Raw genomic sequence first — 6,132 nt, forward strand, 5'->3', positions numbered from 1 at the left:
GCGAAGACGGGAGTTGAACCCGTGACCTCAGGGTTATGAATCCTGCGCTCTAACCGACTGAGCTACCTCGCCAATAATGGTGCATTGTTTAGTATTTCAATGCGGGTGCAAATATATAACATTATTTAATGTTCGCAAATATATTTTCTCTTAAAAATATATTTACCTAAATGTTTTTTTATAAGTGTTAAATATTATATATTTCGCGAAAATTATACAGACCGATGGACGAAAAAGTAAAATATGAACTGGAATTCCCTATAACTTCCTCACCTCAGCTTCTTTATCAATATATATCTACCCCGTCAGGGCTTTCTGAGTGGTTTGCCGATAATGTAAACTCACGCGGAGAATACTTTACCTTTATTTGGGACGACTCTGAAGAGCGTGCCCGCATGGCGTCTAAAAAATCAGGCGAAAGGGTAAAATTCCGTTGGGTTGATGAGAACAATAAAGACAGTGAGTACTTTTTTGAGCTAAGGATACTGGTTGATGAAATTACGAAAGATGTTTCGTTAATGGTGGTTGATTTTGCAGAGCAAAACGACATACAGGAAGCTAAGCAGCTTTGGGAAAACCAGGTAGCCGACCTTAAGCATGTGTTAGGCTCTGTTTAGGATATAAGCGTTATTACCTTTATATTTGCCCTGAATAAAATTCAGGGCTTTTTTATGATTAGTTATAACGGCAACCTTACCCAAAATACAGATATCAGCATACACCAAAACAGGGCTTTTTTATATGGCGATGCCGTGTTTGAAACCTTTAAGATACTGGACGGCAGGGTGTTGTTTGCCGAAGATCATTACTTTCGCCTTATGGCTTCTATGCGCATACTGCGAATGGAGATACCCATGCACTTTACTATGGAGTATATGGAGAAAAAAGTTCTTGAGCTTACCAATGCACTCAACATATCATCTTCGGCAAGGGCAAGGCTCACTTTTTTCAGGAAACAAGGTGGCTATTACCTGCCTACTGATAACAATACCGATTTTATTATTACTGCCGACCTATTGCCTGACAACATTTATTCTTTTGAAGCAGGCGAATATGAAATCGATCTTTTTAAAGATTTTTATGTAACCAAACAACTACTCTCTACCCTTAAAAGTACCAATAAGGCAGTACAGATAACCGGCAGCATATATGCAGAAGAGAACGGGCTGAACAATTGCCTGCTGCTTAATGACGAAAAAAATGTTACCGAAGCATTAAACGGCAACCTATTTATGGTTAGCGGGAATAAGCTGGTAACACCGCCGGTTTCAGACGGGTGCCTTAACGGCATAATGCGGAAGCAGGTACTGGCGCTGGCACGCAAAACAGAAGGTTTAGAAGTTGAGGAACGCTCTGTTTCTCCTTTTGAGCTCCAGAAAGCTGACGAATTATTTATTACTAATGTTATTAAAGGAATACAGCCGGTAACACGTTACCGCAAAAAAGAATATGCCAACGCTACAGCATCGGCACTACTTAAAAAACTTAATGCACAAATTAGGCTTGGCGGGTTAATTTAATGTAGGGTTCTCCGGCGCGTTAGACCATATAAGGTACTCGCCGCCCAATTCCATTATACGCTCCTTCCAAAATGAGTTGCTGGACTTACCTATAATTTTATTCCTGTATTTATTTTCAGATATAATCCAGGAATTAACCTCAAGCTCGTCTTCAAGCTGGTGAGCATCCCAACCGGTATAGCCTAAAAAGAACCTGATGTTGCTCTTTTTAATCAGCCCCTGGTTCATCAGCTCTTTAGCCGACTCAAAATCGCCACCCCAGTATATACCGTTAGAAATTTCTATGCTGCCAGGTATCAGGTCAGGTATGTTATGAATAAAATACAGGTTATCCTGCTCTACCGGGCCTCCGTTGTATATTTTAAAGTCACTGTTAATTTCGGGTATAAGATCCTGTATAGTAAACCCGAGCGGTTTATTCAGTATAAACCCAACCGATCCTTCCTCATTATGGTCGGCCAGCAAAACCACAGACCTGTTGAAAGAAATGTCCCCTATGGTTGAAGGCTCTGCTATCAGCAAATGGCCTTTTTTCGGTTTAGTTGAAATCATAGGCATGCAATTTGAAATAAATTTAGTTAAAAAATGTCCATTTCCAAAACAATTTTATAACTTTTTAATAAAAAAAGCCTCTCGGATGAGAGGCTTACTATACTGGTTGCGGTTAATTACTTTTTGTTAACAGCACCGTCAAGCTCTGCGCCCGGCTTAAATTTTACCACATTTTTAGCAGCAATATTAATAGTACCGCCTGTTTGCGGGTTCCTGCCTTCTCTTGCAGCCCTTTCAGAAACAGACCATGAACCAAAACCTACAAGAGAAACTCTCTTACCTTCGTTTAACGCATTGCCTACATTGCTGATGAAAGATTCTAAAGCTTTCTTTGCTGCACCTTTAGATATTCCTGCGTCGGCAGCCATTGCGTCGATTAATTCTGATTTGTTCATAATAATTGTTATTAATTGTTTGGTTTAAAATTTTGTTTTTACATATCCTGTCCTACAAATTTAATAGGAAATCCATATTATACAAGTGTTTTGCAACTATTTCAATTTAATTGTTAATAACTTTTGCAACAATGTTAACAACAACGCTTGCATTTTATAAAATTTTGTTAACAGTAGTGTTTTCAGGCTATTTTACAGATGCATTATCGGATAATTTTAAGCCATTCAGCAATTCGGGGGCAGTCATTTTTTTCTTCCCCGGAAACTGTAATACTCTTAAATCAATAAAACCATCAGAAACTGCCACCTTAATTTTACGTGCTTCACAGTTAATGCTGCCAACCACCTTATTGTGCTGTTCTTCTTCAAAGGCTGCCTCATATACCTTAACATTCCACTCCTGCCCATTGTCTACTATAAATGTCCATGCTGCCGGATAAGGACTTAAACCGCGTATAAGGTTATAAATTTCTATACCAGGAGCACTCCAGTTTATCCTGCAATTATCCCTGTTAAGCTTGTAGGCTGTTTTTACATCTTCATTAACCTGCTGAACTAAAGGCTCTGCATTGCCTGCCGCAATAAGCGTGAGTGTTTTTAATACGGCATCTACCCCCAGGTGCATCAGCCTGTCGTGTAATTCTCCTGCTGTTTCATCAGGATGTATGTCTGTTTCTTCTTTAAGTATTATAGCCCCGGTATCAATCTTTTCATCAATAAAAAAGGTAGTCACGCCTGTTTTGGTTTCCCCGTTAATAATTGCCCAGTTAATAGGCGCTGCTCCACGATACTGCGGCAATAAAGATGCATGCAGGTTAAAAGTGCCCAGCTTGGGCATTTTCCATACAGCTTCAGGCAGCATTCGGAAAGCAACCACTACCTGCAGGTTAGCATTAAGCGATTTAAGTGTTTCTAAAAAAGCCTGGTCTTTTAAATTTGTCGGCTGTAAAATGGTTAGCTCTTTTTGAAGAGCATATTCTTTTACTGCCGAATATTTAACCTTTTGCCCGCGCCCGGCAGGCTTATCAGGCGCCGTTATTACGGCTGCTATATCATAATTGTTCTGGTATATCGCGTCGAGTATGCCCACGGCAAAATCGGGGGTACCCATAAATACTATCCTTAGTTTTTCCATTACTTTAAAATGTATTGGTTATTCAGGTTAATCATTATCTTCTCATTTTCCAGCAGAAGTTGCAGTATATAAACTGTTTCTTTAGCTGTTAATCCTAATTTATCTTCTATTTCCCTTGAATCAAGCGGCGCTGCTTTTAAAAGCCCTATTACAGCTTCGGCTGTTTCCTGTGGTTGTAATGCAGGCCTCTTTACCGAAATACAATAAGAGCATATACCGCAAACTTTGCTGTCTGCTTCATCAAAATAGTCAAGCAGCAGCCTGCTTTTGCAACGGGTGTTATTGTTTATGTATTGTATAACGGCATCAAACTGCCTTATTTTAATTTCATTTTGCTTTTCAAGATACTTTACAATCCGGTTTATAGTATGCTCATCTTCCCTTACCTCATTAAATGTAATACTGCTGTCGCTTCCGCTGCTTTTAAACGTAATTATATCTTTGTCCTTTAATTTTTGCAGCATGGTAAGCAATTCCTGTTCACTTTTGCCTGACTTACGCATGATAAGCGAACTGTTTATCGAAGTTTCCATATCAAACACTCCCGGATAATTTCTAAGTATAGCCAGCAGCATTTCTTCATCGGCAGGATTAAGGCTTATATAACGTATTACTTCTTTGCTTGGCACCAAAAACTGCAATGTTATGCTTTCGCTGAACTCCTTACTGAGTGTAAGCACACCCTGCCTGTCGAGAAACTGCAACACATTATAAGCTTTAACCACCGGAAAATTATACACCCTGCAAAATTCGTTAAGATTGAACGGATAAGTAGCACCAATCCCCTCCCCGTAGGCTATCTGCAGGTAATTGTTTAGTTTAGCATATACCTCTTTCAGGAATTTCTTATTGGGCAGCACATCAATAAACTGGCTTTTGGTAACTGCAACATCAGAAGGGTTAACCAGTAATACAGCAAAGGCCTTATCGCCATTACGGCCTGCACGGCCTGCCTCCTGGTAATAGTTTTCAAGATTTTCAGGGAGCTGTATATGTATAACTGTTTTTACGTTTGCCTTGTCTATACCCATACCAAAAGCGTTGGTAGCTACCATAACCTGCGCTTTTTCCTGCATCCAGAGGCGCATATTATGCTCCTTTTCTTTTTCGCGAAGCCCGCCATGATAAAAAGTGGCACTATAGCCTAACTGCTGCAATTGGTTTGCCGTTTCATGGCACGATTTGCGGTTGCGCACATATATAATTGACGGCTCCGGGTTTTTATCTAGTATTGTGCCAATGCGGTGCAGCTTGTCTTCTGTTTCAAAAACCATATAAGCGAGGTTTTCCCTTGCAAATGATTTTTTATATATAACCGGGTTTATTAACCCAAGCTGTTCTGTTATATCCTGCTGTACCCTTTTGGTAGCCGAGGCCGTTAATGCAAGGAACGGCACGTTAGGCAGCATTTTTTTCAGTGTGGCGATTTTAAGGTATGCCGGACGGAAGTCGTGCCCCCACTGCGACACGCAATGCGCCTCATCTATTGCCACAAGGTTTATGGGTAATTCCTTTATCCTTTCGGCTATCCATTCCTGCTGCAACCGCTCAGGTGAAAGGTATAAAAGCTTATAGTCTCCGAACTTGCAGTTATCCAGCTTGTCACTTATTTCATCTGTACTAAGGTTACCGGTAAGGGCTATCGCTTTTATATTGCGTTTGGAAAGGTTCTCAACCTGGTCTTTCATCAGCGCAATGAGCGGCGAAATTACAAGGCATATGCCCTGCTGCATCATTGCGGGCACCTGAAAGCAAACCGACTTACCCCCGCCTGTGGGCATAAGGGCAAAAGTATCGTTACCGGAAAGTACAGAGCGTATTATTTGCTCCTGCGGCTCCCTGAAGCTGTCGTGGTTCCAGTATTTTTTTAGTACATCCTGAGGTTGTAGCATAAAGTAGTTATGATAGCTGCCCCAATATATAAAGAATTCTGTTATCAGGTGTGTCTTTGGGCACTTCTGTTATTGTATATCCGTACTGCCTGTAGGTTTCGAGTAAGTGTTCGGCAATCAGTTCGGCCTGCTCAAAGGTTTCATAGCGCGCCTCATCAGCAGTATAGATCTCCTTCCATGGTGGCAGAAAAAATATCCTGGTGTATTTGTGGCTTCGGCAGGCTTCATCAAAAAAAGCAGGATAGGCATCTCCTATATAATGCATATAGGCCAACACATCGGGCAGCCCCCTGTCTATAAAAACAATATCGCTATCATCCTGCTGCGCTGCATGATACTGCTTTTTCCTGCCTTCCAATAGCAGCTCGCTAAAGAGCAACGGGTTTTCAAGGAAAAGCTGTTCTATGCCCTGCCTTCGCGCCTCAAGGGTTACCTCTCTCGATATTTCAGGATAGCAGGTATAACCTTTTCTTTCTAAGGTTTCCAGTAAAGTTGTTTTACCCGAACCGGGCCCACCAATAATAACTACAATTTCTTTTGCCACAATGCTACAATCAAAAGGCAAAAGTAAAGAAACATAAGCTAATACAAAACCTGTCAAAAAACACTTAACACGTTCTGTTTATTAACAATTATTC

7 protein-coding genes are annotated in these 6,132 nt (G+C 40.7%); 2 read left to right on the top strand and 5 right to left on the bottom strand.

Annotated elements, in window-relative coordinates; all coding sequences use genetic code 11:
- The first annotated feature begins 224 nt into the window (after positions 1–224).
- A complete protein-coding gene (locus tag Q0K96_RS14795; protein ID WP_223053315.1) occupies positions 225–617 on the top strand; it encodes an START-like domain-containing protein in 393 nt (130 codons plus the stop codon).
- A 54-nt stretch (positions 618–671) separates the two neighbouring features.
- Complete coding sequence (locus Q0K96_RS14800) at positions 672–1,520, top strand: aminotransferase class IV (protein ID WP_297334754.1); 849 nt, start codon at positions 672–674, stop codon at positions 1,518–1,520.
- Here the strand turns inward: Q0K96_RS14800 and Q0K96_RS14805 are convergent.
- The 5 genes from Q0K96_RS14805 to Q0K96_RS14825 all read right to left on the bottom strand — a co-directional run bounded on the left by Q0K96_RS14805 (position 1,512) and on the right by Q0K96_RS14825 (position 6,038).
- Complete coding sequence (locus tag Q0K96_RS14805; RefSeq protein WP_297334755.1) at positions 1,512–2,072, bottom strand: YqgE/AlgH family protein; 561 nt, start codon at positions 2,070–2,072, stop codon at positions 1,512–1,514. The genes Q0K96_RS14800 and Q0K96_RS14805 overlap by 9 nt on opposite strands.
- 116 nt (positions 2,073–2,188) lie before the next feature.
- Positions 2,189–2,467, bottom strand: coding sequence for an HU family DNA-binding protein (locus Q0K96_RS14810; RefSeq protein ID WP_223053318.1), 279 nt, complete (start codon positions 2,465–2,467; stop codon positions 2,189–2,191).
- Positions 2,468–2,654: 187 nt separating this feature from the next.
- Positions 2,655–3,602: a methionyl-tRNA formyltransferase gene (gene fmt, locus Q0K96_RS14815; protein WP_297334756.1), complete on the bottom strand. Its 948-nt coding sequence runs from the start codon at positions 3,600–3,602 to the stop codon at positions 2,655–2,657.
- A complete protein-coding gene (locus Q0K96_RS14820) occupies positions 3,602–5,494 on the bottom strand; it encodes an ATP-dependent DNA helicase RecQ (protein ID WP_297334757.1) in 1,893 nt (630 codons plus the stop codon). The genes fmt and Q0K96_RS14820 overlap by 1 nt, the downstream gene beginning before the upstream one ends.
- A gap of 7 nt (positions 5,495–5,501) precedes the next feature.
- The gene (locus Q0K96_RS14825; RefSeq protein WP_297334758.1) at positions 5,502–6,038 is read right to left on the bottom strand and encodes an ATP-binding protein; all 537 of its coding nucleotides are present in this window, start codon (positions 6,036–6,038) and stop codon (positions 5,502–5,504) included.
- Positions 6,039–6,132 lie beyond the last annotated feature (94 nt).

This window comes from Flavobacterium sp. (assembly GCF_024305175.1).
GTDB lineage: Bacteria > Bacteroidota > Bacteroidia > Flavobacteriales > Flavobacteriaceae > Flavobacterium.

Coding starts and splice junctions, on each gene's coding strand:
- Q0K96_RS14820 (WP_297334757.1), bottom strand. CDS start 5,494: ATGCTACAACCTCAGGATGTACTAAAAAAATACTGGAACCACGACAGC.
- Q0K96_RS14800 (WP_297334754.1), top strand. CDS start 672: ATGATTAGTTATAACGGCAACCTTACCCAAAATACAGATATCAGCATA.
- Q0K96_RS14805 (WP_297334755.1), bottom strand. CDS start 2,072: ATGATTTCAACTAAACCGAAAAAAGGCCATTTGCTGATAGCAGAGCCT.
- Q0K96_RS14810 (WP_223053318.1), bottom strand. CDS start 2,467: ATGAACAAATCAGAATTAATCGACGCAATGGCTGCCGACGCAGGAATA.
- fmt (WP_297334756.1), bottom strand. CDS start 3,602: ATGGAAAAACTAAGGATAGTATTTATGGGTACCCCCGATTTTGCCGTG.
- Q0K96_RS14795 (WP_223053315.1), top strand. CDS start 225: ATGGACGAAAAAGTAAAATATGAACTGGAATTCCCTATAACTTCCTCA.